A 26,563-nucleotide genomic window follows, 5' to 3' on the forward strand; every position below is an offset into this window, starting at 1 on the left:
ACCGTTCCTCGGTGGATTGTTCCTCTGTCTGCAACGTCGGATATCCCTATCCCTGATCCGACGTTCGCGACTCACCATCGTCCGATGTCAGTATTCCAGTGTGACCAGGGCATTGTAGTTCACGAAGCGCGGGCGATCGGGATCGGCGATGGAAATCTGGATGCGTCCCTTGACCAGGCGTTTTTCCTCGACGCTGGCCAGGCCGAGACGGAACTGACGTCCACTCGTATCCGCGAACCACAGATACTCCTTGATCGTGTAGTCCTTCGTCAGGTGTTTGACGTTGAACCACGTATCCGAATTCACAAGCGTGGAGATCACGTTGTCGCACGGCTGGCGTTCGACCCCGAACGAGAATTCCGTGACGAGTGGAGTGAAGTCCTTCGTCGGCGTGAATCGCGTATTCGGCGTCTGGAGATGGGGAATGGTGACGCGGAACGGCGCGGCACCGGTATCGATGAGCACGCCCTTCAGGATTTCCGGGTCGGTATAGATGAATTCGATGGCGCTGTCGCCGTAGTAGTAGAGCAGCGAGATCCTCGTCGGATTCGTCGTCTTGTCCGCATAGTTCATCTTCCTGTCCGTACTCAGGTCGAGCGGGGACGAACAGGCCAGCATCACGAGACCCAGCACGACGCCCAGGAGGACCGGCAGCGGCTTCCTAACGGAAGCCACCCATATCGATGCTGATGCCATAGGTAATGCCCCATTTCGTGGAATTGAACCAGCGGTTCTGGAATTGATACATCAGTGCCGCGCCATCGATGCCGACGCTGAAGCGGATCGGACCGGACGGCTGATACTGCAGGCCGATGGAGCCGCGTGCCAGCGGGCCTTGCGCGAAGGCCATGCCGGCCGTGATTTCGGCGAAGGGACGCAGGCCTTCGAGGATGCTGAACTCGGTCGGAGAATACTGATAGTTGGCACCCATCCAGAAGAGAACCGGAACCTGGTAGTATTCCACCGGCCTGTCGGCGAGCATGCCGTTGAAGTTCTGGCGGAAGGATTCGGAGCCCATTTCGATACCGATGCGATGTTCCGTGCCGAGAGGCATGGTAAGAGCGAAGGCCGCATTCGGCAGCAGTGCGTTCTGAAGGTCGGTCGGCGGAGTCTCGCTGGAAGGAATACCCGATGCGAGCGAACGGAGACGAAGCGACACGGGGAGTTGCTGCGTCGCGGCCGCCGTGAGGTATGCTGCCGGTACGGCGGCATCGGCACCCAGCGTGGTCTGTTGCGTGGACGTCAGCGGGGGTAACGACGCCATGTCGTGGAGCGGTGTCGGTTCGATGGTCGTGTTCAGGGTGGATTCCGCTTCCGACGTCGGCGGCTGCGTGTCGTTGCTGACGGATTCCGACGTCGACGTTCCGGACTGCCTGGACGCCATGGCGCGTGCCGATGCGTTCGACCGGACGAAGACGGTGTCGATGCGGACGGGAGTATCCGCCGTGGGTTCGGTGGAAACGGGAGCGCCGGCCGTCACGTTACCCGTCGTGCCGTTGCGTTCCGCGGAAGCCCAGTTCGACGTCTGTTGGGGATTGCCGAGCATCAGCATGTAGACGACGACACCGCCGACGACCGATCCTGCCAGCGTATAGAGAATCGGAGCGAACGATGCCAGCCAGCCGGACATTCCGGTGGCCGCTACGGTAGCGGACGTTGCCGCCGTACCTGCTGCGCTGGTGAATCCTGCGGCTGCGAGAATTCCGGTTTCGGCTGCCGGTGACGGGAAGAGGACATCGCGATGGACGGCATTGCGGATGGACAGAATGTCCTTCATTTCCGTTCTCAGCTCCGGCGTCTGGGCCAGAGAATCGAACAGGCGCTGTTCGTCGGAAAGTTCGAGCTCTCCGTCCATGAATGCATACAGCGCTTCGTCTGGGGTCAAATGCGTCATAAGTCTTGTGCGTTTGCTACGCGTTGTTGTTCAGATCGTTGAGGTATGGGGCGAGGATGTCGCGCAGCTTCTTCTTGGCGCGGAATATCCTCACCTTGACGACGTCGAGGGACTCACCGATGACTTCGGCGATCTCGTTGTAGCTGAGTCCGTTGTATTCACGCAGGACGAAGGCTTCACGGTAATCGTCGGGCAACAATTCGAGCGAAGCATGGATGAGTTGAAGAAGTTCCTTGTGTTCGTACGGGACGTCACTGGCTGTCAGGTGAAAATCCTCGACGGGGACGAATGCCTTCTTATGGCGCGAGCGATATGAAAGGCACAGGTTCCGTGCGATGGTCATCAGGTAGGCTGGAAAGTTCTCGATGACGCGTCCTTGCCTGCCGCTGTCGAAGAGTTTGACGAACGTTTCCTGCAAAAGGTCCTCGGCCGTCTGGTTGTCTCCGAGAATCTTCCGGCAGTAGGTGTAGATGCGTTGGGAATAACGGCGATAGAGTATGGACAATGCAGCCTGGGCCGGTGCATCATCGTGCGCCAGCTTGGCGTACAGTTCCAGATCGGAGACGTCGTCAGCGTCCGTCCGGCGCGATTGCATCGTACCCGTCGCCATTCCCGGTTCCCGCTTTCCTGTGGATTTCTTGTGCATCGACACAAGGCCAAAAGAGTTGTTACAAGGCCGACGTCATTCCCGGCCGTAATTTAGGGCATGTCATCACATTATCGTCGAGCCGCGTCGCTCGTCATGCCCCGGGCCGACGCCAAGTTCTGGTCCGATTCCTCCTACCGCAATCGCCTGTACGATCTGGTCGATCGGGGAGTGGGCGGCATCGCTGTCTTTCTCGGCGACGTCGAGACGACGGCCACGATGATAGCCGACCTCCAGAAACGGGCGAAGGGATCGCTGCTGATCGCCGCCGATTACGAATACGGACTGCCGATGCGTCTGGAGGGCGGCATCGCCTTCCCCCGGGCCATGGCACTGGGACATACCCTGCCGGGTATTACGGAACACGTGGCGGCCTGCATCGCCCAGGAAGCGCGCGCAATCGGCGTGCACTGGAATTTCGCCCCCGTCTGCGACGTCAACAGCAATCCGTCGAATCCGATCATCAACACGCGGAGCTTCGGTGAGGACCCCGCGACCGTGGCGGCCCATGCCGTGGCGTACGTGCGGGGAACGCAGCGTCATGCCGTGCTGGCCTGTGGCAAGCATGTACCGGGGCACGGCGATACGGATGTCGACAGTCATGTGTCGTTACCCACGATCACAGCCACGGCCGACGTCGCGGCGACCAGAGAATTCGCACCCTTCCGTGCCGTCGTCGATGCAGGTGTCGAAACGCTCATGATCGGTCATATGCTGGTGCCCTTCCTCGATCCGGCCCTGCCCGCCTCGTTGTCCCATGCCGTCGTTACGGATCTCGTCCGCAAGGAATGGGGATTCGATGGCCTCGTCACGACGGACGCTCTGGACATGAAGGCGATCGCATCCACGTGGACGTCGGCAGAGGCCGCCGTCATGTCCGTGCTTGCCGGGAACGACGTCGTTCTGTTGCCCGAGGATCCTGTCGAAGCCATCAGGGCCCTGGTCTCCGCCCTCGAGAACGGTACCGTTTCCGAAGAACGGCTCGCCGAATCGGAACGCCGCTGGCAACGTGCCCGGGAGTTCACCGGTATCGGAGAGGCACCGTCGGCCCCGATCGTGATAGACCAGAGCAGTCATGCCGTGATCGCACTCCAGGCGGCCCAGGGAGCCATGCGCATCTCCGGCGACGTGGACCTCCTTCCCATCACCCGGCACAACCAGTATGCGGCCTTCGCCGTCATCGATGAAGCCGACGCCGATGCCGCGACGACGTGGTTCCACTACCTGGCCAAGGCCACGGAAGGGAACTCGGATTTCGGATATCTGGACGACAGCATCGACGATGCCGATCTGGATGTGTTGCGGAATGGTATCGCCGATGCGGACGTGGTGGTCTTCGCCTTCTTCGGCAAGGCCGTCGCATATCGTGGGCATATGTCGGACATGGATCGTCTTCCCGCCATCATGCGCAGGCTGGCGGGGGACAAGCCCATCGTCATCGTCGTCTGCGGAAGCCCGTACGGTATGGAGAACCTTCCGCACAGTCTAATCCTCCACATGTATTCCGATACCGTGCCGTCGCTCGCCGCGAGTGTTCTACGGCTGACCGGTCGGGAAACGCCGCCCGGTATGCAGTCCTGATTTTTCCTATTTTGTCCACGAAAATATGATCGCACACGTCAGCAATGCCGTCCAGGGCTCATCAATGCTTGTGTTGCGTTGGACGTGAATTATGAATCGCTGGGCGAAAATCCTGTGACAAGACTCCTCGTCAGCGGCGGCGCTGGCTTCATCGGAAGCAATTTCGTCCGCTTGCTGCTGCAACGTTCCGATGCCGACGTCGTCGTTCTCGACGCGCTGACCTATGCCGGGAACCTGCACAATCTCGATGGATGCATCGACGGGAACCGGTGCTCGTTCGTGAAAGGGTCCATCAACGATACGGTCGTCGTCGACGATATCCTGTCGGCACGACCGTTCGACGGAATCGTCAATATCGCAGCGGAAACTCACGTCGACAGATCGATCGCCTCGGCGGCGCCCTTCATCGAAACGAACGTCACAGGTACACTCGTCCTGCTCGAAGCCGCACGCCGCCACAAGGTCGGCCGCTTCCTCCAGGTTTCCACGGACGAAGTATACGGCTCGCTGGGAGCCGACGGCGTCTTCACCGAAGCGAGCCCGCTCGATCCTTCCTCTCCCTATTCCGCGTCCAAGGCTTCGGCGGACTGTCTCGTCAACGCCTTCGTCCGCACCTACGGTATGGATGCGGTGATCACGCGGTGCTCCAACAATTATGGCCCCTATCAGTTTCCCGAGAAATTCATCCCGTTGATGATCCTCAACGCACGAGAGGATCGTCCGCTACCTATCTACGGCGACGGACGGCAGGTGCGGGACTGGTTGCACGTGGATGATCATTGCCGTGGAATCATGGCTGCCTTCGAACACGGTCGGGCAGGGGAGGTCTACAACATCGGTGGATTCGGGGAGCGGGAGAACATCGACGTCGCCCGCACCATTCTCGACGTCCTCGGCAAGCCCCATTCCCTCATGACGCACGTGGCGGACAGGCCCGGGCACGACAGGCGCTATGCCATCGACCCGGCGAAGATCTCGTCCGAACTCGGCTGGAAGCCATCCGTGGACTTCGCCGAGGGCCTCGCCTCGACCATCCGCTGGTATGTCGAGAACGACGCGTGGTGCGCCTCGGTGCGGAGTGGTGAATACAGAGAGTATTATCAACGACAGTACGGAACAACGCTATGAGCAGTGAGGCTCCCGCAAATGCGACGCTGCGTCGCCGTGGACGACCACGCAAGAACGTCACGCGTCACGAACAGCGATTGATGAAGTCCGTCCTCGACGGCGAGATCACTGTCGGCGTCATCGGCCTCGGATACGTTGGACTGCCGCTGGCACTCGAATTCGCGTCCAGCGGAATACGGGTCATCGGCATCGACGTGAGTGCCGACAAGGTGAAGAAGCTCAATGCAGGCAGGAACTACATCCAGGACCTGGATGACGACGCCATCCACAGTGTGGTCAAGAAGCAGAAGAAGCTGACGGCTACGACGTCCTTCGAGCAGGTGCGCGACTGCGACGTCATCTACATCTGCGTGCCGACGCCGTTCACGCCGAACAAGGATCCCGACATCTCCCATATCGTGAGCGCCACGCAGGAAGTGGCGCGCAACATGCGCCCGGGTCAGCTCATCATCCTCAAGAGCACGACCTTTCCCGGTACGACGGAGAAATACGTCAAGCCCATACTCGACGCGACGAAGATGATTTGCGGCAAGGACTACTTCCTGGCCTTCTCGCCCGAACGGATCGATCCCGGTAACAAGGTCTGGGATACCAAGAACACTCCGGTCGTCGTAGGTGGTGTGACCCACGCCTGCACCGATCTCGCCATCGCCGTCAACAAGCGCATCATCTCGCAGGTCGTTCCCGTAAGCTCGCCGTCGGTGGCCGAAATGGAAAAACTGCTGGAGAACATCTTCCGCAGCGTCAATATCGCCCTCGTCAACGAGCTGGCCCAGTTGTGCGACCGTATCGGTGTGAACATCTGGGAGGTCGTGGAAGCGGCCTCGACGAAGCCCTTCGGCTTCATGCCGTTCTTCCCGGGGCCGGGTATCGGCGGGCACTGCATCCTCATCGATCCTTACTATCTGTCGTGGATGGCCCGTGAATACGACTTCGTGACGAACTTCATCACCCTCGCTGCGGAGGTGAACGAGTCGATGCCGTTCTACGTTCGCGGCATGATCGAACGCGAGCTCGCCAAGCAAAAGGTATCGATGTATCAGGCCAAGGTTCTGCTGCTCGGCATGGCCTTCAAGCGGGATGTGGACGATCTGCGACACTCGCCGGCTCTCAAGGTCGCCGAACTGCTGATCGAGGATGGAATTACGAACATCAGCTACTTCGATCCCTATATTCCGTCCGTCGATGTGAAGGGCCAGACCCTGACGTCGCGCAAGACGCTGACGGAGAAGTTCGTCCAGCGTCACGACGTCGTCGTCATCACCACCGATCACAGTTCGTTCGACATCGAGATGATCGTCCGCAACGCGAAGGTCGTCATCGATACACGTAACTCCACGAAGATCATCAAGGGATCACGCAAGAACATCGTCCTTCTCGGAGACGGTAAGTGAAGCGCGTCCTCTCCGTCGTGGGTGCACGACCCAATTTCATGAAGGTCGCTCCCATCCACAGGGCCTTCCAGGCTTACACCGATACCGTCGAACATCATATCGTCCATACAGGTCAGCACTACGATGCGGCGATGTCCGATGCATTCTTCAATGATCTCGACATGCCGCAGCCGACGTGGTTCCTGGGAGTGGGGAGCGGTTCCCACGCAGAGCAGACGGCGCGGGTCATGACCGGCTTCGAGTCGATATGCATCGACGAACGTCCGGACTACGTCATCGTCGTCGGTGACGTGAACAGTACGATCGCCTGCGCCCTCACGGCCGTGAAGTGCGGTATCCGTGTTGCCCATGTCGAGGCGGGTCTGCGTTCCTTCGATCGTTCGATGCCGGAAGAGATCAACCGCCTGGCCACGGATGCCATCGCCGACGATCTGTTCGTGACGGAAGAGAGCGGACGGAAGCATCTGCTGCACGAGGGGGTCGCGGGCGACCGTATCCACTTCGTGGGCAATACCATGATCGATTCCCTGCACTACGCCCTTCCCGGGGCAAGGGCCTCGGCCATCCATGCACGCATCGGCGTTACACCGGGATCGTATGCGCTCATCACCCTGCATCGTCCGAGCAATGTCGACGATCCCGCCCAGCTCCGCATGTTACTCGACGTACTGGACACCGTGGCGCGTGACGTCGCGGTCGTCTTTCCCGTTCATCCCCGCACACGGAAGAACATCGTGCAATGGGGACTGGACAAGGGATTGCATGAGAACGTGAAGTTCATCGATCCGGCGGGTTACGTGGACTTCCTCGCCCTCATGATGCAGTGCCGGTTCGTATTGACGGACTCGGGTGGCATCCAGGAAGAGACCACCGCACTCGGCATTCCGTGTATCACCGCACGGACGACGACGGAGCGCCCCGTCACCGTCGATGTGGGAACGAACATCCTGGTCAATCCCGACCGCATCTCCATCGAAGGAGTCGTCGCCCGCATCCTTGCCGGCGATGTTCGCAAGGGGCGTGTTCCCGAACTATGGGATGGTCGTGCGGCTGATCGTATCGCCGCCATCATCACCACCCAATGTTTGTAACTTTGCCCCGTCCAGAACTCCGCTTGTGTCCATTTCCGGGAATCGGATGACTTCTACGATCCGCGGCGTCGTGTCCGCGTTGTGGCTGTGCCTTGCCATTGCTTGTTGTATCACCCCCCTGCGGGCTCAGGGTGGGGGATCGTTCGATCTCGAAAAACTGATGCCGAACGCCCGCGCCGGTTCGACGCTCAACAACCTCCTGACGTCCGAACAGGTGCCGACCGACAACGTCGTGGATGCCGCCGTCTATTTCGTCGGGCCCGGCGATCTGATCGCCTACCAGACCACGGCCCTGGATTTCACGGAAAAGCTCACGGTCGTTACACCCGAGAACACGCTGCTGCTCGAACGCTATGGCCTGATCAACGTCGACGGCATGACGCTCAAGCAGGTGCGCGATACCATCACCTCCATCGTCCAGGCCCGCTCGCGGGGTACGGTGGAATGCTTCGTCGCGTTGCGTCGCCCTCGTCTTGTCTACGTCACCCTCAAGGGTAACGTACCGTATCCGGGCACCTACACCGTACCCGCATCGATGCGGGTATCGACACTGCTTGCAGTGGCCCGTCAACCATGGTTGCTGCGCCGCGATGCGGCGGTCGGTGAACAGGTCCGCGCAGCGGGCAGCATGACGGAGACTTCGAAGGTACAGGAACTCACGCGCAATACGGGATCGGGCATCTCGCCCTATGCCGCACGCAACATCGTCGTCCGCCACCGCAAGGGATCGTCCAGCGTCGACCTCCTGAAGGCCAAGCTTACGGGCTTCGCCATGCTGGATCCTCACGTACGCGAAGGCGACGAGATCGTGGTGCCCTATGAGGACAAGCTCGTCGCGGCCGTCGCCATTTCCGGTGCCGTAGCCAATCCCGTGACGATTTCCTACAAGCCGGGAGACAAGGTTTCGCTTCTCCTCGATGCTGCCGGAGGCCCGACACCCGATGCCGATCTCGCGCGGGTGATGCTCGTGCAGAGTGGGGGCGATGGAAAGATCTCGTTGCAGGTCGACAGCATGCTGCATCTCACGGGCGAGGATGTCGATCTTCAGCCTGGGAGTACGATCATCGTGGAACGACTCGCAGTGACCGGAGCCGCTCCGCGACAGGGCGTCGTCGAGATCTACGGCGAAGTACGGCAACCCGGTGCCACCATCATCGTTCCGGGTGAGACGCGTCTTGCCGACGTTCTCAAGGATGCCGGTGGTATCACCGAGCATGCCGCTCTCGCCCTGGCCTACGTCGTACGCCAGGATCCGCTGCCCAACAATGCGAAGGAATTGTACGACAACGCCACCCGGCGCCTGCAGTACAGCGACCTGACGCTCGAGGATACGCTGCGGTTCAGGATCGATCAGAACTACCGGCTGCCCTACGTTTCATGCGACTTCGTGAAGGCGTTCGCTAATCCCTCTTCCAGTGACAATATCATCCTCGAGAACGGCGATATCATCGTCGTACCGAAAACTCCGGAACGCGTCTACGTCTACGGCCAGGTCCACCAGCCCGGCTACGTCTCCTTCGTACCGAAACAGTCGCTGTCGTGGTACGTCGACAGGGCAGGAGGCTTCGCCAAGGGAGCGAAGCCCGGCCGTGCGAGGATCATCAAGGGGAAGACGCGCGTCTGGGTCGAAAGCAATGACGACATCTACGTGGAGCCCGGAGACGAAGTCTACGTCCCGCGTTCTCCCGACGTTCCGGCCGGTACGGAAATCCAGACCTATGCCGTGATCGCCGGTATCGTGTCGTCCATTACGGCACTCGTCGGTCTGTTCTATACCATCCTTCGGTAAACGGCAGAATGTCCGATTCCGATATAGCATTGGTGCTCGCCGTCGTATCGGTGGTCGGTATCCTGTACCCGCACCTGCTGTATCCACTGCTGCTGCTGGTCGTCCATCGTTTCCGGCGCGACCCCGTACGACACGTCAAGGCGCTGCATCCGGCGCTCACTGTCGTCGTCGCCGCTTATAACGAAGCGGACTACATCGTCGACTGCCTCGACAGCATCGTCGGCAACGGCTATTCTGCGTCGAAGATCTCCATCATCGTAGGTGACGATGGTTCGGAGGACGATACGGCCGGGATCGTGCTCGACTGGGCAGGGCGTCACGCCGGTGTGGATATCGTTCTGCACCGCTGCGAACGCAGTGGAAAGAATGGAGTGCTTCGCCGGATCATCCCTCTCGTTCGAACCGATATCACGGTATTTACCGACGCCGACACCAGGCTGCAGGCCGGAGCTCTCGAAGAACTGATGGCCCCGTTCGCCGACGACCGGACCGGCGCCGTTCTCGGCAAGAACGATCGTGGCGGCAAGGCCTTCGCAGGAGACAGTGCATCGGAAGGGGAGGCGATGTATCGGTCGATGGAGGACAAGGTGAATGTCCTCGAATCGGAAGTGGCAAGCACGATGGCATCGAACGGCGCTCTCTATGCCGTACGCACGGCTCTGTTGCGGCCGCTGCCCGACTCCCGTGTGGCGGACGACTGGATGAACGTTCTCTTCGCCATTCTCGCGGGCCGACGTGCGGTATTCACACCGCATGCGCGTGCCGTCGAATACCGCCCGAACGACATGGCCATGGAAATGCGCCGTACCGTGCGTACGGTGGCCAGCGGCTTCGCCTGTGTGGGACATGCGAAGCGACTGCTGTCGCCGACGTCGGGTATCGTCGCATGGCTGCTGTGGTCCCACCGGATCCTCCGCTGGCTCAGTCCCGTCTTCCTCGTCATGCTGTTCGTCGCGACGATTCTCGCTGTCGACAACGTCCTTCTGTTCGGACTGCTCTTCTACGGACAATTCGTGCTGTATGCATTGGCGCTGCTTGGCCATGCAGCAGAACGGTTCGGCTCCCGCATTCCCGTGATCGGAGCCATCCAGTTCTTCGTCGCCATGAACATGTGCTTCCTGGCCGGGATGTATCGCAGTTGCACGGGCCGTCGCCTCGATGCATGGAAGCCCGCAACGGAGCGGACCGATGGCTGAGCGCTCCGAGTCACTGGGCCGGAGGGTATTCAGCGGCGGCATCACCATGCTGTTCACGCAGGGCATGACCATCGTGCTCTACTTCCTCGCGCAACGGGTGATCCTGTCGACGCTGACGAAGGAAGAAAACGGCGAACTCTTCGCCGTACGACGCGTGGCCGATCTCATTCTCATCCTGCTCGTCGACTTCGGTCTGAACGGCGTGTCGATGCGACGCGTCATCCAGCAACCGGAACATGCGCGTGAGATACTATCGTCGACGCTGGCATTCAAGCTGATGATGTGGGTGGTGGCGACGCTCCTGTGCTTCGGCTATGCGCAGTTCGCCCATCTGTCCATCGTCGACGTCGTCCTGTGGTGTCTGTTCCTGCTCCTCACCTCGAGGTCGGGAATGCTGCGCTACACGATGGAACTGCCGTACCGTGCGCATGTGCGCTTCGGCTTCGTCAACGGGTTGGCCATTCTCGACGCCGTCATCTTCGTCGGTCTCGTCATGTTGTGGAAGGATGCGCTCACTCCGTCGACCGTGATCGTGGCCTATATGTGTTCGACGCTACCGGGCTTCTTCACGCTGCTCGTCATGGACAAGGGGAGGAACTTCCGCCCCCGCTGGGTGTCGACGGCGACGATGAAGTCACTCGTCGTCGATGCATTGCCCGTGCTTGTCCTCGTCATCCTCACCAATATCCACGACAAGATCGACGGTATGATGCTGGAGCGGTTCAGCACCCCTCGCGAGATGGGGATCTTCAGTGCGGCCTATCAGACTCTCGTCCCGCTCACGGGAACGATTCCGATGGCCATCACGATGTCGCTCGTCCCGGCCGTCGCCCATCTCGCGAAGGAGAACTGGGAGGAATGCCGGCGCTTCGCCCTGACCGGTCTCCGTATCATCGTTCTTGCCGGAATCGCGGTGTCCACGGTGACGTCGGCAGCGGCTCCCTTCATCATCGACGTCGTGAGCAAGGGAAGGTATTCCGACAATCTGATACACTTCGTTACGTTCCTGTGGATGCCGTTACCGATCTTCATCCTCGTCTTCGTACAGGAGTTGATGGTCGCCATGGGGCATCAGCGGAGGGCGTTGCCGATCGCCATCTCCCTTGCCGTCACTACCGTCGCTACCGGACTCGTCCTCATACCGGAGTGGAATGCCTATGGAGCCGTGCTCTCGAAGCTCGCGGCCGTCGGAGTTTCTTCCATCGTGTCATATGTCCTCCTCCATCGTGTCCTCGGAGAGTCGCTAACTTTGTCCGCCCCGTTCAGGATCGTCATCGTCACGGCCGTCTGTTGTGCCGTCGCCGTCATGGCGCCGGAGCATCTCGGTATCGCACTGGGGACGTTGCTATCGGCAGTCGTCTTCGTCGTCATGGCCGTCGTGACGGGGCTCATCACACGTGCAGACGTCGGAATGGTCCGGCGTTTGCTGCAATCACGAGCTTCAGCGTAACGCATGTCATCAGCCGCAGATCATACACTCCCTGCATCCGCGATGCCGTCGGCCGGTTTCGGCGGACAGAAGCATCCGGGTTCGCAATGGATGCTGCGTCCGCGTTCGTTGCAGCTCGCCTTCGACGTCCTGGCGGTGATCTTCAGCCTGTTCGCCTTCCTTCTCCTGCGTGAAGTCTTCGAGCCGGGTTTCCGGCGTTACGACCTGGAGATGAAGATGCTTGCCATGCTGCTCTCCATCGCATACTGGGTCGTCATGTTCTGGTCGGGTGGGTTGTACAAGGACTACTACATACGCTCGCCCTTTGAGGAATTCTTCGTCGTGCTGAAGCAGACGCTCGCAGGCGTGGCCGTGCTCTTCTTCCTGATCTTCATCGATTCGGGCGAACAGTTCAAGAGCAATCCGCGCTTCACGATCCTGCTCTACTGGATCGTCCTGTTCCTCTCGGCCTGCATCGGCCGCCTGTCGGCGCGCCAGTTGCAGCGATACCTGAGGGAGCATGGCATCGTCAGGGTGCCGACGGTGCTCGTGGGCACGATTCCACGACTGCGCTCCCTGCTGGAAGATCTCCACAAGGAAAAGGCCTGGGGCTACGACGTCCTGGGCGTCGTTCCCGTTCGCGACGAACAGCACGGCGATGGTCTCGTGCACCAGGGACAGCCCGTGCGGACGCTCGGCAGCATGACGGATCTCTCCGTCGTCCTGCGCCAGGCACGTCCGCGTGAAGTCCTGATCTCGATGGAGCAGCCCGACCACAACGAACTGCTGGAAGTCACGGCACAGTGTGCCGACGAGGATTGCACGGTGAAGATCGTGCCCGACCTGTACGAGATATTCAGTGGTCAGGCGCGGACGCAGCAGATCTATGGCGCGCCGCTGATCGAGGTCAGTCCGGACCTCATGCAGCCCTGGGAAGAGTTCGCGAAACGCACGCTGGACATCGTGCTGAGCCTGCTCGTCCTCGTCGCGGGCATGCCCGTATGGCTGCTCGTGGCATTGCTCGTGAAACTTACGTCGCACGGACCGGTCTTTTTCCTCCAGGACCGGGTCGGACGCCACGGACACCACTTCAAGATGTTCAAGTTCAGGTCGATGGTGACGGATACCGGCAGGCAGCCGTCATGGACTGCGAAGAACGATCCGCGCGTGACACCGGTGGGACGATTCATCCGCAAGACGCACCTCGACGAGATTCCGCAGATGTGGAACGTGCTCAAGGGTGAGATGAGCCTGGTCGGGCCCCGACCCGAGCAGCCGTTCTACGTCGAGAAATGGTCGACCATTCTGCCGTATTATCGGCGTCGCCTGAAGGTGCGTCCGGGGATCACGGGATGGTGGCAGGTCAAGGCCAAGTCCAATCCCGAGTCCGTGGAGGAAATCCAGCAGCGTCTGCGGTACGACTTCTTCTACATCGAGAACATGTCGTTCAAACTCGACCTCGAAATTCTGGTTCGAACCGTATTTGTCATGATCAAAGGACACGGCAGGGCGTGAAGAGTATCGTTTGCATACCGACCTACAACGAATACGACAACATCGGACGCATGATCGATGCCGTCCACGACGTGGTTCCCGCTACGCATATCCTCGTCATCGACGACGGATCGCCGGATGGAACGGCTGCGCTCGTGAAAGGCCGTATGGCTACCGACGTGCATCTTCACATCATCGAACGTGCAGGCAAGATGGGGCTCGGCACGGCCTATTGCGCCGGCTTCGCATGGGCCATCGAGCAGGGCTTCGACGTCGTGATGCAGATGGATGCGGATTTCTCCCACGATCCGAAGGATCTTCTCCGGTTGCTCGAAGCCATCGAAGAGAACGACCTCGTGATCGGCTCCCGGTACAAGGCCGGCGTGAACGTCATCAACTGGCCCATGAGCCGCCTGTTGCTCAGTTACTTTGCCAATCTCTACACGCGCATCATCACCCGCATGCCCATCGCCGACGCGACCGGCGGATTCAAGTGCTACCGGGTGAACGTGCTGATGAACATCGACCTGAAGCGCATCCGGTCCAATGGCTATGCTTTCCAGATAGAAATGAACTACCGGGCCTGGCGGTTGGGGGCACGCATCCTGGAGCTTCCCATCGTCTTCACGGACCGCGTCAGCGGTGTTTCCAAGATGAGCAAGAACATCATCTTCGAGGCGGCCTACCTCGTCTGGAAGCTGAAGCTCACCACCATCCTGACCTTCGGGAAGCGGTAAGCGATGGAGCGCCCGGACGTCAGTGTCCTGATCGTCAATTACAACGTCAAGGACTACCTCCTGCAGTGCCTGCGCTCCATCGAGCAACGCACAGCGGGAGTGGACGTCGAAGTCGTCGTCGTCGATAACTGTTCGGACGACAACTCGGTCGCCGAACTGGAGCCCCTGTTCCCGTGGGTGACGTGGATACCGCTGGACCGGAACGTCGGCTTCGGTCGTGGCAACAACGCCGGACTGGACCGTTGCAGCGGGCGGTACGTGCTCTTCCTCAATCCGGATACCATCATCGCACAGGACACGCTGAACGTCATGGTGCGATACATGGACGATCATGCCGACGTCGGCATGGCCGGATGCAAGGTCCTGAATCCCGACGGTACCTTCCAGCTCGCATGCAGGCGCGGATTCCCGACGCCCTGGGCCTCGTTCTGCAAGCTCTTCGGGCTCCAGTCACTGTTCCCGAATTCACCGCTCTTCGCACAGTACAACCAGACGTTCCGCAGCGTGGACGAAACCTACGAGATCGATGCGCTGATCGGCGCCTTCATGATCGGCCGTACGGACGATGTGCGGGCTCTCGGTGGATTCGATCCCGACTTCTTCATGTACGGCGAGGATCTCGATCTGTGCTATCGCGTGCAGAAGACCGGACGGAAGATCATGTACGTGCACGAGACCAGCATCGTCCATTTCAAGGGCGAGAGCACCAAGCGAAGCTCGATGAACGAGGTACAGGTCTTCTACCAGGCCATGCGGATCTTCGCGAAGAAGCATTTCGGCGGTTCGCCGCTGTTCCTCCTGTTCCTGCGGATGGGGATCGTCCTTCGTGCCGGCCTCGAACGTGTGCTACGCCGAAAGAGGGAACTCGTCATCGCCTTCTTCGATCTGCTCGCCATCAACGGTGCGCTGATGGCCGCCACGACCATACGGTTCGACGGTCCGTTCGGATTTCCCGACTATGCCTATCCCACCGTCTTCCTCGTCATCTCCGTCGTCATGCTCTGCTCGATGGTGGCGGTAGGAGAATACGTCGAGCACAGGCCGACGGTACGGCGCAGCATCGTCGGACTGCTCGTGACCTTCTTCATGCTGTCGTCGCTCACCTACTTCTTCAAGCAGTTCGCCTTCAGCCGCGGCGTCCTCCTCATGACCATCGGATTCTCGGTCATTCTTTTCGCCATCATCCGGGGGGCTGCGGCCGTCGCCGAGGCAATGGTGGGCGGACGCAAGATCCGGCGCATCGTGCTGGTTGGACTGAACGAACGCACGGAACGGATCGTCCAGGCCCTGCACGGTGCGGAGCACCGCAATGCGGACATCGTGGGTATCGCCGCGCATGGAGCATATACGGGCGATACCTTCGTCGGATATCCCGTGCTCGGTACCACGGATTACCTCGCCAAACTCGTCGCCATGCACGGCATCACGGAAGTGATCATGACGGACAGGAACGTGGGTCAGGCCGAAATCATGCGCCTCATGGCCGCCTGTTCGGCGGACAGGGTCCGGTTCCACATGGCGGCCGACTACGACGAAATCGTGACGGCGAGGATCATCAACGAAGTAGCGGGTATCGAGCCCACCGTGAAGGTTTCCCCGCTCACCACGTTCCGCAACAGGACCGTGAAACGGGTGGTGGACATCGTGGCCGCCATTTTCGTTTTGTTGCTACACTTGCCCGGATTAATTTTGGGTTTGGCCTCCACTCGTACTAGGAAGAACGTCAGCCAGTGGAGCATGGTCCTCAGGGGAACATACAGCGTGGTAGGACTGTATGCCGACGGCATACAGCGTAATGTAGGGAAGGAAGGAATCACCGGGCTTGTTCATATCAGCACGCCGGCCGCATTGTCGCCGTCTGCTATCGAACAACTGAACGATTTTTACGTGGAGCAGTACTCGATCGCTCTCGACATTGAAATCTTGTTGAAACACCTTTTACGACGCATTCGTGGCTAGCAACATCACGCTTGATTTTGAAAAACCGATCGTAGAGCTGGAAAAGAAGATCGCCGAGATGAGAGCGCTGGCGGACACGCTCGACATTCAACCGCAGATCGAAGAGCTCGAACATCAGGTAGAAGAATTACGGGCAACCATCTACCGTAACCTTACGCGATGGCAGCGCGTGCAGATCGCGCGTCATCCGGATCGTCCGTATTCGCTGGACTACTTCACGCACTGCTTCGAGGACTTCGTCGAGCTGCATGGCGACAGGTCCTATCGTGACGATCCTGCCATCGTCGGCGGCCTGGCGTCGCTGAACGGGCGCAGGGTGATGGTCGTGGGCCATCAGAAGGGACGCGATACGAAGTCGAATCTCTACCGGAACTTCGGCATGCCGAATCCGGAAGGATATCGCAAGGCATACCGCCTCTTCGCCATGGCGGAGAAGTTCGGTCTGCCCGTCATCTGCTTCCTCGACACGCAGGGGGCGTTTCCCGGTCTCGAAGCCGAGGAACGTGGCCAGGCCGAAGCCATCGCACGGAACCTGCTGCAGATGTCGAGCCTGCGCACGCCCATCCTCATCGTCATCATCGGCGAGGGGGCGAGCGGGGGAGCGCTCGGAATCGGTATCGGAGACCGCATTCTCATGCTCGAGAATGCATGGTATTCCGTCATCGCACCCGAAAGCTGCTCCAGCATCCTGTGGCGTAGCTGGGAATACAAGGAACAGGCCGCCGAGGCGCTGAAGCTCGGTGCCGCCGATCTCGAGGAGCAGGGCATTATCGATCGTATCATACCGGAGCCGGTTGGAGGCGCACACCGCGATCCGGAACGGATATTCACAACGGTACAATCTGCGCTCGTCGAAGAATTGAATACGCTCGTGGGCCTTTCAGTGGATGAGCTGGTCACCCGTCGCCGTGAGAAATTCTACGGCATGGGTGTGTTTACGGAATAGTGAGAACGAAACGTCATTTGTAACGAGTCAATGGTCACCACCATGCAACAGAACGACGACCAACGTGGTCGGAACAGACGTGACGAACCTTCGGGTTCGGACAAGGGGAACTCCTCGTCATGGAACGAGGATGGATTCGAGGACGACGATAGCCAGTTGAAGTTCTTCGGTCCGGGCGCACGCCGTGGCGGCGGAGGTGGAGGACAGCAGCGCGAGCAGGGCGGTGGCTACGGTAATCGTCAGGGCGGCGGTAACTATGGCAATCGCCAGGGCGGCGGCAATTACGGCAATCGCCAGGGTGGCGGCGGCGGTAACTATGGCAATCGCCAGGAGGGTGGTGGCTACGGGGACCGTCAGGGTGGCGGTAACTACGGCAACCGTCAGGGCGGTGGTGGTGGCAACTACGGGGACCGTCAGGGTGGCGGCTATCGCGATCGCAACGACGGCAGTCGTCAGGGCGGTGGTGGTGGCAACTACGGAGACCGTCAGGGTGGTGGCTACCGCGATCGCAACGACGGCAATCGTCAGGGCGGTGGTGGTAACTACGGAGACCGCCAGGGCGGTGGTTACCGCGAGCGTAACGACAATTATGGCAATCGTCAGGGCGGTGGTGGCAACTACGGGGACCGTCAGGGTGGCGGCTATCGCGATCGCAACGACGGCAATCGTCAGGGTGGCGGAGACCGTCAAGGTGGTGGCTATCGCGACCGTCAGAGTGGCGGTGGCTACGGAGATCGTCAGGGCGGTGGAGATCGTCAGGGCGGTGGAGATCGTCAGGGTGGCGGTGGCTACCGCGATCGTCAGGGCGGTGGCAGCTATGGGGATCGTCAAGGTGGCGGTGGCTATCGCGATCGCCAGGGCAGCGGAGATCGCCAGCAGGGGAACGACAGATTCCAGCGTGGATCGGGTGATGCACGTGGTGGAGGAGACCGCGGACCGCGTCAAGGCGGTGGTGGCGGTCGTTTCCAGCGTGACGACAGGGGTGGACAACAGCAGCGGACATTCCGCTCACGCGGAGATCGTTCGCAACAGCGGGACGATCGCAGGGATGACAACAATCCCGATGCACCGCGCCGCTTCGATCCCAACCGCCAGCAGCGTCCGTACGGGGATCAGGGAGGTCGGCGCGAGGGTGGTCAGGGCCGCGATCGTCGTCCTGCACCCGTCATCCGCAAGGTACCGGGCACGACGCTCCTCAAATCGCTCGTATCCTACCAGTGGGGATCCCGTGCACTCGCACTGCAGGCCATCCAGGCGGGCCGCATCGGCATCAACGACGAAGTGAACAATCAGCCGAATACGTACGTCAAGCTCGATCGCGATACGATCAGCGTGGACGGTCGCGTTCTGCAACGCAAGACGGTCAAGCCGATCTACGTCGTCTTCAACAAGCCGCACGGACTCATCGGCTCCAAGGAAGAGTATCGAAGGACGCTCTACAGCTTCCTCAGCAACAAACGCGGATGGTTCATTCCGAACGGCGTACTCCCCAAGAGCTCGTCCGGCATCGTCATCGTGACGAACGATCCCGAACACCGGAACCTGCGCAGGTCGAAGCTGGCCGGACTGTCCCGCGACATGCTGTTCAAGGTCCATCGCCAGGTGAAGAAGACGGAACTCACCAAGATCGAGAAGAAGCTGCGCGAACTATGGCTGGATGTCGACGCCGATACGAAGGTCACGCTCCACCAGAAGAATGCGCGCAACTGCTGGATCAAGGTGGCGATGCGCCGTGGCCGTATCACGGACGTGACGAAGGTGCTGAAGGACGTCGGACTGGAAGTCCTGTCAATGGAACGTCAGCGCGTCGGCCCGTTCTCGACGGAAGCGCTCAAGCCGGGCGCATGGCATCGCCTCACGGACGAAGAAGTGGTGGCTCTGGACGAGTTGACGAAGTCAGGTACCAAGGAAGACAGCGTATCGCTCGCGTCGATCTGGCAGCAGGTGTCGGCCAGGATCTTCAAGGCCTGACGCACGATCATCGACGAACGAATGAAGGAGACTGTCGCTGTGCGGCAGTCTCCTTTTTCATTGTCATGCACATGATTCGTTCCATGCGGGACGGGTTCTTCACCTGTCCTCAGTTCTGGCGGGTCGGCGTCGTACTCGACGTGTTGTCGAACTGCAGGGCATAGAGCTTCGCATAGAGGCCGCCGAGGGCGAGCAGCTCCTGGTGTGTTCCCTGTTCGGCGACTTCGCCGTGATGCATGACGACGATACGGTCAGCTCGCTGGATGGTGCTGAGACGGTGAGCGATGACGATTGATGTCCGCCCTTCGAGCATCGTCGAGATCGAGCGTTCGATCAGTTGTTCCGTTTCCGTATCGATGCTGGATGTGGCTTCGTCGAGGATCAGGATGTCGGGATCCGTCGCGAGGGCACGGCAGAAGGAGATGAGTTGCTTCTGTCCGACGCTGAGGACGGCTCCGCGCTCGCGGACGTTCGTTTCCATACCCGAGGGCAGGCGATTGATGAAGTCCCATGCGCCGAGTGCCTTCGCAGCTTCGACGACCTTCTCGTCGGAGATGTCGGGACGTCCCAGCGAGATGTTGTCCTCGATGCTTCGTGAGAACAGGAAGACGTCCTGCAGCACGACGGCGATGTGGGCACGAAGCGAGTGCTGGTCGATGGAGCGTATCGTCTGCCCATCGAGCATGATGTCGCCTTGCTGGAATTCGTAGAACCGGCACAACAGGTTGATGATCGAACTCTTGCCTGCACCCGTGGCGCCGACGATAGCGACGGTCTCGCCCTTGCCGACGGAGAAGCTCACGCCCTTCAACACCGGCGTCTTGCCGTCATAGGCGAAGTGGACGTCCTGGAAGCGGATGCCTGACTGCAGTCCGTTGAACGGCACGGCATTCGGCGTATCCTTCACCTTCATGTCCGTATCGAGCAGGTCGAAGATGCGTTCCGAGGCGACGACCGAGCTCTGCAGCGTGTTGTACTTTTCCGTGAGATCGCGGACCGGCCGGAAGAACATTTCCGTGAACTGCGTGAAGGCGATCAGGATGCCGATCGTCATCTCTCCACTCAGGATGTTGCCGAAGGCATACCACACGATGATGGAGAGGGATACCGCACTCAGGAGTTCGACGACGGGGAAGAAGACGGCATAGTAGAGGATGGAACGATCCTGATATTCCCGGTGCTCGCGGTTGATCGCACCGAACTCGTCCGTCATCCTGCGTTCCTGGCGGAAGAGCTGGACGATGCTGATACCCGTCACGAACTCGTTCATGAAGGCGTTCATGCGTGCCACCTGGCGTCGGATCAGGTTGTAGACCCGCCGTACCTTGGCCCGGAAGATGAAGGAGGCGATGAGCAGGAAGGGGAGGACGATGATCGTCAGCAGCGTCAGCTTCCATGACGTCTGCGCCATGAAGTACAGGATCCACACGATGACCATGATGTCGGAGATCATCATGACCACGCCGGACGAGAACAGTTCGTTGAGCACTTCCACATCGCTCGTCACCCTCGTCACGATGCGCCCTACGGGCGTCGTATCGTAGTATCGGAGAGCCAGCGACTGGACGTGACGATAGAGCGTGTTCCTGATGTCGAGCAGGACGCGCTGTCCCACCCACGTCATGAGGAGCGACAGGGCATACTGCATCAGGCCCTGGAGCAGGAGGAAGCCTACGATCAGCACAACGAAGAACATCAGGCCGGACATGTCGTTCTTGGCGATGTGTTCGTCGATGGCGATGCGTGTGAGGTAGGGTCTGAGCGGACCGAGAGCGGATGCCGTGAGCGTCAGGATGATGGCGCAGACGATATGCAGCCGATAGGGGCGCAGGAAGCGGAGCAGTCTCCGCAGAAGCCGGTAGTCGACTTTTTTCGGTTTGTCGTCTTGCTCTTGTGTCATGACACGCAAATTACCAAATATGCAACCCGTATCTTCGCGCTATGGTTATCACCCCTTACGGAGCGGCCGGTGAAGTCACCGGATCCGCCTACTGCGTGGAAACGTCCACAGCTACGGTCCTTGTCGATTTCGGCATGTTCCAGGGCAATGCCGAACTGGAAGCGATGAATATCGTTCCGCGGGACCTGCAACCGAGGCATATCGACGCCATCGTCCTCACTCACGGTCACCTCGACCATTGCGGCAGACTTCCGATGCTGATCCGGCGTGGATTCGCGAATGCGATCTACACGACGGATGCCACGATCGAACTTGCCGCCCTCATCCTTCATGATGCCGCCCATATCATGGAATCGGACTACGAACGGAAGGTCCGCAAGGCACAGAAGAAGGGGTTCAAGGTCAACCGCGACGACGCGCCGTTGTTCATGGCCGATGACGTGGACCGGACGATTCAATTGATGAAGCCCACACCGTACAATGCCTTCGTCGATATCGCACCGGGTATTTCCATTCGCCTCCATGAAGCCGGTCACATGCTCGGTTCTACGACCGTCGAAATGCAGGTGACGGACGACAGGGGGACGCGTACCGTCGTGTTCTCGGGAGACGTCGGGCCGAATGGTCTGCCCTTCCTCCGCGACCCCGAACCTCCGGCCAGGGCCGATATCGTCGTCATGGAGTCGACCTACGGCGACCGCAACCACCCGTCCCTCGCCGAGACGGTGGAACAGTTCAAGCAGATACTCCAGCAGGCGATTCGCCAGAAGGGCAAGATCTTCATACCTAGCTTCGCCATCGGTCGGACGCAGCAGATTCTGTTCCATATGGCCGAGCTGTTCAGGAACGGAGACATCCCCCACATTCCGATCTATCTCGACAGCCCGATGGCCATCGAGGCCTCGCGTATCTATACGCGCCATACCGACCTCTTCGACGAGGAAAGCACGGCACTCTCGCAGTCGGGCCAGATGCAGCGCGATCTCGATAGTCTCAGGCTGACGGCAACGGCCGAGGAGTCGAAGGCCATCAACGATGCGAAGGGGCCCTTCGTCGTCATCGCCGGCTCGGGAATGTGCACCGCCGGCCGCATCCTGCACCACCTTCGCGCGAATCTTCACGATCCGAATTCCCATGTCGTCATCGTCGGATTCCAGTCGCATGGCTCGCTGGGCCGCCGTCTCGTCGATGGTCAGGAAGTCGTCAGCGTCCTGGGCGACCGTATAAGGGTGCAGGCCAAGATCCATACGCTCGGCGGTTTCAGCGCGCATGCCGGACAGGACGAATTGCTCGACTGGTTCGGTCATCTCGCAGGGTCGGCGCCCCGACTCATCCTGACGCACGGTGAAGACGAGCCGCGAATCGTACTCGCATCCCGCATCAGGGAGCGGTACGGTATCGATGCCATCCTTCCGCGCTATGCCAATACCCTGCAGTTCTGAGTGATTCCGATCCGATAGTTCCGAACGATTGTACAGTCCTTACGGCAATTCCTCCATGCGAACAGAACACGACTTCCTTGGCGACCGGGAGATTCCCGATGACGTGTATTATGGCGTACAGACACTCCGGGCTCTGGAGAACTTCCACATCACGGGAGTTCCGATCTCGCATACGCCATCGTTCATCGCGGGTCTCGGCTACGTCAAGAAGGCGGCGGCACTGGCGAACAGGGATTGCGGTGTACTTGACGTACGTATCGCCGATGCCATTATCGGCGCCTGCGATGCCGTGATCGACGGAGTGCTGGACAACCAGTTCGTCGTCGACGTCATCCAGGGCGGCGCAGGAACCTCGACGAACATGAACGCCAACGAAGTCATCGCCAACAAGGCGCTGGAACTTCTCGGCGAACCCAAGGGAAAGTACGAAGTCGTCCATCCCAACGACCACGTCAACCTTTCGCAGTCGACGAACGATGCCTATCCCTCGGCCTTCCGTATCACCCTCTATCGCGAGATGGAGACGCTGATCGATGCTCTCGCACTGTTGCAAGGGGCCTTCGAGGACAAGGGAAGGGAATTCGCGGACATCCTCAAGATGGGGCGGACGCAGTTACAGGATGCTGTTCCCATGACACTCGGGCAGGAATTCGACGCCTTCGCCGTGAACGTCGGAGAGGACATCAAGCGACTGCAGGAAGCGCGCGACCTCGTGACGGAAATCAACCTCGGTGCTACGGCCATCGGTACGAGCATCAACGCACCGGCAGGCTATCCTCCCGTCGCCGTGAAGCACCTCGCCGAGATCACGGGCATTCCGTTGACACTTTCACAGAATCTCATCGAAGCCACGTGGGACACCGGAGCCTACGTCCAGATCAGTGGCGTGCTCAAACGCGTAGCCATCAAGCTGTCGAAGATATGCAACGATCTTCGTCTCCTCTCGTCAGGACCACGTACGGGTATCAACGAAATCAACCTGCCGAAACTCCAGCCCGGATCGAGCATCATGCCGGGCAAGGTCAATCCGGTCATCCCCGAAGTCGTCAACCAGGTCTGCTTCCTCGTTATCGGCAACGACGTCACCGTCTCGTTCGCCGCGGAAGCGGGACAGTTGCAATTGAACGTGATGGAGCCGGTCATCGCCCACTGTCTGTTCGAGTCCATCGGGACGCTCACGCGTGCATGTCATACGCTGCGTACGAAGTGCGTGACGGGTATCACGGCCAATCCCGAACATGCACGGACGATGGTCCTGAATTCCATCGGCATCGTGACGGCATTGAATCCCATTCTCGGATACGAAGTCAGTGCCTCCATCGCGAAGGAAGCCTATGAGACGGGCGGCAACATCATCGACATCGTACGCCAGCGCAAGCTGCTGTCCGAAGAGAAGATCGCCGAGGTCTTCTCGCTGGACAACCTGATGCATCCCCGATTCATCCGATGACACGGTCGTCGGCATCGTACTTCCTCGTCAGCGAACGTCTCGGTTTCCGTCATTGGACGGTCGACGATTCCGCACTGGCGATGGCATTGTGGGGAGATACCAGGGTAACGCGGATGATTTCGCGTGAGCCCTGGACCGAGGACGATGTGCGCAGGCGACTGGCGACGGAGATCGAAACGCAGGAACGGCATGGCATCCAGTACTGGCCCATTTTCGAGCTGGCCACGGGGGACTTCGTCGGATGCTGCGGCATACGTCCTCATGACGACATCCATGAAGTCGGAATCCATCTCCTGCACAGCCGGTGGGGGAATGGCTATGCGGATGAAGCGACGCGTGCCGCGGTCGCCTATGCGTTCGAACGCATTGGTGTGGTGGCACTCTATGCAGGGCACAATCCCGCCAATGAAGGTTCACGACATATCCTGCGGAAAGCAGGCTTCCGGTATACGCACGACGTCCTCTATCCACCCACAGGACTCCTGCACCCATCCTATCTCATGACGAGGGAAGAGTACTTCTCCATGCATTGATCGTGTGCGCGCACCGGGTAACCCCATAGCCGCCCTCATGCAGGAACCATTCTCCACGCGGAAGGGTATGGCAGGAGTCAATCCGTAGCCATTACCGCGGAGAATCGCCATGTACGCCATCCATGGATCGAACCGGAATCAGGAACCGATACCCAAACCGCCCAAACCCGTACCACCTCCTGTACCTACACCGCCACCGACTCCGCCACCTCCACCCATTCCACCGCCCATCCTGTCTCCACGATATGGTATGGACATGGAACGGATGATGGAATGAGTTCCAGGATGAACGGGGCGTATCCGTAAGTTCGTGGTTCGGCCCTTTCACCACCATCGAATGGAGCTCGTCGATGCAGTCCGGGAGATATGACGTCCTCGTCGTCGGAGGAAGCTATGCCGGTCTTTCTTCAGCGATGACGTTGGGGAGATCGTTGCGCAAGACGTTGATCGTCGACGCCGGCCGGCCATGCAACAAGCAAACGCCATCTTCGCACAACATGCTCACCCGCGATGGCGAGACGCCGTCGGCCATACGGGAAGAGGCATTGCGGCAGGTACTGAAGTATCCGTCCGTGCATACGGTGAGCGGCATGGTGACCAGCGTCGAAAAGGATGGAAACGGCTTCTCGGTTCGTACGGACGGAGGTCTGACATTCGGTGCCGACAAGGTAGTGTTCGCGACGGGCATGATCGATATCCATGCCGACATTCCGGGCTTCGGTGAATGCTGGGGAATCTCCGTACTCCATTGTCCGTATTGTCATGGCTATGAAGTCCGTGGCCAACGTACCGCGGTGCTCGCGAACGGTGATGCAGGGTTCGAGGTCGCTCGTCTCATCGATAACTGGACGGACGATGTGGTGCTTCTGACCAATGGACCCTCGACGCTGAGCATGGAACATGCCGAGCGTCTCGCTCGACACGGTATCGACATCGTCGAGCGGAAGATCGGTGCCATCGATCACGAGAACGGATACGTGCGGAACGTCGTATTCGCCGATGGCGGGTCGATGTCGCTATCCGCCATGTATGCCCGCGTGCCCATGAAGCAGCACAGCGATATTCCGCGCGATCTTGGCTGCGAGCACACGGAATCCGGCCTCATCACGGTCGATACCATGCAGCGCACCACCGTTCCGGGAATCTATGCGGCCGGGGACTGTACGACCATGTTCCGGTCCGTTGCGGCGGCCGTCGCCTCGGGAAATTTCGCCGGTGCCGCCGTCAATCGCGAGCTGATCGAAGAACGCTTCTGATGCCTGGCATCATCGACGATGCGGGTATGGACATGTCCACGACCGTCGTCGTATCCACAGGCGAACCATCCGTAGCTTTGCGGGATGAACAGCGCCATCCTGATAGAAGAATACGACCCTGCGTGGCAGGAACAGTTCACGCGATTGAGGGATGTCTATGCATCGCATCTGGGACATCTCGTGATCGGTATCGAACACGTCGGCAGTACATCCGTGCCCGGTCTCGCGGCCAAGCCCGTACTCGACATCGATCTCATCGTGACCGATGAGGGGAAACTGGGCCACGTCATTCCCATCCTTGAAGGACTCGGATACGAATATGCCGGCGATCTCGGCATCAAGGATCGATACATGTTCCGGATGCCGTCCGCTTCCGTTCCGATGACGGGCGATGGAACGGTATGGCCGAAGCATCATCTGTATTGCTGCATCGAACACAGTATCAGTCTTACCAACCATCTTCTGCTCCGTAACGCCCTCCGCGCCGATGCGGAACTCGCGACGGAATACGGCAGGGTCAAGAAAGGGCTGGCTGCGGCCGTTACGGACATCGATGACTACGTCGAAGGCAAAAGTGCCTTCATCGCCGGTGTTCTCTCGCGGGAAGGGATAGCGGAAGCTGACATCGAGGATATCGCCGAACAGAACAGGAAGAAGTGATTCACGTCCGGCGAATCCTGCGGATAGGTCTCGCCATAGGTATGGGAGTATTCTAACTGTGGATATA

The 26,563-nt window shown here is 59.8% G+C and carries 21 protein-coding genes; 17 read left to right on the top strand and 4 right to left on the bottom strand.

Translation table 11 applies throughout. The annotated features are described in order from the left end of the window. Nucleotides 1-87 precede the first annotated feature (87 nt). Genes BGO89_12115 through BGO89_12125 form a run of 3 tightly spaced genes read right to left on the bottom strand, consistent with a single transcriptional unit; the run spans nt 88 to nt 2,540 of the window. Nucleotides 88-696 carry a hypothetical protein gene (locus BGO89_12115; GenBank protein ID OJX57233.1) on the bottom strand — a complete coding sequence of 203 codons (609 nt, stop codon included), beginning with the start codon at nt 694-696 and terminating at the stop codon, nt 88-90. Next, the gene (locus tag BGO89_12120; protein OJX57234.1) at nt 662-1,894 is read right to left on the bottom strand and encodes a hypothetical protein; all 1,233 of its coding nucleotides are present in this window, start codon (nt 1,892-1,894) and stop codon (nt 662-664) included. Before BGO89_12120 ends, BGO89_12115 begins: the two co-directional genes overlap by 35 nt. Nucleotides 1,895-1,910: 16 nt before the next feature. Continuing rightward, nucleotides 1,911-2,540 (bottom strand): hypothetical protein, encoded by a 630-nt coding sequence (locus BGO89_12125; GenBank protein OJX57235.1) that lies wholly within the window; start codon nt 2,538-2,540, stop codon nt 1,911-1,913. A 96-nt stretch (nt 2,541-2,636) separates the two neighbouring features. On the opposite strand from BGO89_12125, the gene BGO89_12130 reads away from it, so the two are divergent. The 12 genes from BGO89_12130 to BGO89_12185 all read left to right on the top strand — a co-directional run bounded on the left by BGO89_12130 (nt 2,637) and on the right by BGO89_12185 (nt 19,255). After that, nucleotides 2,637-4,121, top strand: coding sequence for a hypothetical protein (locus BGO89_12130; GenBank protein OJX57236.1), 1,485 nt, complete (start codon nt 2,637-2,639; stop codon nt 4,119-4,121). A gap of 114 nt (nt 4,122-4,235) precedes the next feature. Then, on the top strand, nt 4,236-5,249 hold the full coding sequence (locus BGO89_12135; protein ID OJX57383.1) for a dTDP-glucose 4,6-dehydratase: 1,014 nt from the start codon (nt 4,236-4,238) through the stop codon (nt 5,247-5,249). An 80-nt stretch (nt 5,250-5,329) separates the two neighbouring features. Next, nucleotides 5,330-6,643, top strand: a complete 1,314-nt coding sequence (locus BGO89_12140; GenBank protein OJX57384.1) for a UDP-N-acetyl-D-glucosamine dehydrogenase — start codon at nt 5,330-5,332, stop codon at nt 6,641-6,643. Next, nucleotides 6,640-7,734: a UDP-N-acetylglucosamine 2-epimerase gene (locus BGO89_12145; GenBank protein ID OJX57237.1), complete on the top strand. Its 1,095-nt coding sequence runs from the start codon at nt 6,640-6,642 to the stop codon at nt 7,732-7,734. Before BGO89_12140 ends, BGO89_12145 begins: the two co-directional genes overlap by 4 nt. A gap of 160 nt (nt 7,735-7,894) precedes the next feature. Further along, on the top strand, nt 7,895-9,523 hold the full coding sequence (locus tag BGO89_12150; protein ID OJX57238.1) for a hypothetical protein: 1,629 nt from the start codon (nt 7,895-7,897) through the stop codon (nt 9,521-9,523). A gap of 8 nt (nt 9,524-9,531) precedes the next feature. Beyond that, nucleotides 9,532-10,719: a hypothetical protein gene (locus BGO89_12155; protein ID OJX57239.1), complete on the top strand. Its 1,188-nt coding sequence runs from the start codon at nt 9,532-9,534 to the stop codon at nt 10,717-10,719. A gap of 46 nt (nt 10,720-10,765) precedes the next feature. After that, on the top strand, nt 10,766-12,169 hold the full coding sequence (locus BGO89_12160; protein OJX57240.1) for a hypothetical protein: 1,404 nt from the start codon (nt 10,766-10,768) through the stop codon (nt 12,167-12,169). A 90-nt stretch (nt 12,170-12,259) separates the two neighbouring features. After that, entirely contained in the window at nt 12,260-13,663 is a 1,404-nt protein-coding gene (locus tag BGO89_12165; GenBank protein ID OJX57385.1) for a hypothetical protein, read from the top strand. Continuing rightward, a complete protein-coding gene (locus tag BGO89_12170) occupies nt 13,660-14,379 on the top strand; it encodes a dolichyl-phosphate beta-D-mannosyltransferase (GenBank protein ID OJX57241.1) in 720 nt (239 codons plus the stop codon). Before BGO89_12165 ends, BGO89_12170 begins: the two co-directional genes overlap by 4 nt. A 3-nt stretch (nt 14,380-14,382) precedes the next feature. After that, nucleotides 14,383-16,338: a hypothetical protein gene (locus BGO89_12175; GenBank protein OJX57242.1), complete on the top strand. Its 1,956-nt coding sequence runs from the start codon at nt 14,383-14,385 to the stop codon at nt 16,336-16,338. Further along, entirely contained in the window at nt 16,331-17,284 is a 954-nt protein-coding gene (locus BGO89_12180; protein ID OJX57243.1) for an acetyl-CoA carboxylase carboxyltransferase subunit alpha, read from the top strand. Before BGO89_12175 ends, BGO89_12180 begins: the two co-directional genes overlap by 8 nt. A 30-nt stretch (nt 17,285-17,314) precedes the next feature. After that, complete coding sequence (locus BGO89_12185; GenBank protein OJX57244.1) at nt 17,315-19,255, top strand: hypothetical protein; 1,941 nt, start codon at nt 17,315-17,317, stop codon at nt 19,253-19,255. A 109-nt stretch (nt 19,256-19,364) separates the two neighbouring features. Here the strand turns inward: BGO89_12185 and BGO89_12190 are convergent, their stop codons facing one another. Continuing rightward, nucleotides 19,365-21,155, bottom strand: coding sequence for an antibiotic ABC transporter ATP-binding protein (locus BGO89_12190; protein ID OJX57386.1), 1,791 nt, complete (start codon nt 21,153-21,155; stop codon nt 19,365-19,367). A 41-nt stretch (nt 21,156-21,196) separates the two neighbouring features. On the opposite strand from BGO89_12190, the gene BGO89_12195 reads away from it, so the two are divergent. The 5 genes from BGO89_12195 to BGO89_12215 all read left to right on the top strand — a co-directional run bounded on the left by BGO89_12195 (nt 21,197) and on the right by BGO89_12215 (nt 26,496). Then, nucleotides 21,197-22,597 (top strand): hypothetical protein, encoded by a 1,401-nt coding sequence (locus BGO89_12195; protein OJX57245.1) that lies wholly within the window; start codon nt 21,197-21,199, stop codon nt 22,595-22,597. Nucleotides 22,598-22,652: 55 nt separating this feature from the next. After that, nucleotides 22,653-24,047, top strand: coding sequence for an aspartate ammonia-lyase (locus tag BGO89_12200; GenBank protein OJX57246.1), 1,395 nt, complete (start codon nt 22,653-22,655; stop codon nt 24,045-24,047). Beyond that, a complete protein-coding gene (locus tag BGO89_12205) occupies nt 24,044-24,580 on the top strand; it encodes a hypothetical protein (GenBank protein OJX57247.1) in 537 nt (178 codons plus the stop codon). Before BGO89_12200 ends, BGO89_12205 begins: the two co-directional genes overlap by 4 nt. 350 nt (nt 24,581-24,930) lie before the next feature. Then, nucleotides 24,931-25,836 (top strand): pyridine nucleotide-disulfide oxidoreductase, encoded by a 906-nt coding sequence (locus BGO89_12210; protein ID OJX57248.1) that lies wholly within the window; start codon nt 24,931-24,933, stop codon nt 25,834-25,836. 84 nt (nt 25,837-25,920) lie between these two features. After that, nucleotides 25,921-26,496: a hypothetical protein gene (locus tag BGO89_12215; GenBank protein OJX57249.1), complete on the top strand. Its 576-nt coding sequence runs from the start codon at nt 25,921-25,923 to the stop codon at nt 26,494-26,496. The last annotated feature ends 67 nt before the right edge of the window (nt 26,497-26,563 follow it).

Origin of the sequence: Candidatus Kapaibacterium thiocyanatum (genome assembly GCA_001899175.1) — a bacterium.
Lineage (GTDB): Bacteria > Bacteroidota > Ignavibacteria > Kapaibacteriales > Kapaibacteriaceae > Kapaibacterium > Kapaibacterium thiocyanatum.